Origin of the sequence: Burkholderia sp. 22313, from assembly GCF_052045245.1 — a bacterium.
Lineage (GTDB): Bacteria > Pseudomonadota > Gammaproteobacteria > Burkholderiales > Burkholderiaceae > Burkholderia.
Map to the genome: position 1 here is coordinate 1 of NZ_JBQEON010000101.1, position 323 is coordinate 323.

Here is a 323-nt window from a genome sequence, read left to right on the forward strand (position 1 = left end):
GAGCAGCCCGACGATCTCGCCTTCGCGCAGCGACAGGTTCGCATCGTCGAGCACGAGCAGTTCGCCCTGCGTCTTGTTGAAGCCGCGGCAGACGTGATCGACACGCAGGATTTCCTCGCCGAGACGCGGTGGCTGAAGCGGCTGGAACGTCTGGACGGGGGCATTGATAACGGTCGAATTTTGCATCGCGCTTACTCTCAATCGAGACGGAGCCGGGATTCCGCATAGGCGTACATCGGACGCCACAGCAGGCGGTTGAACAAGGTAACGAACAGGGACATCACGGCGATGCCCAGGATGATCTTCGGGAAATCGCCGGCGGC

Annotated in this window: 1 pseudogene; it reads right to left on the reverse strand. The window is 61.3% G+C overall.

What is annotated here, in order from left to right:
* Window positions 1-186: pseudogene (locus ACTJKF_RS31470) on the reverse strand (nitrate ABC transporter ATP-binding protein); the annotation flags it as partial.
* Window positions 187-323 lie beyond the last annotated feature (137 nt).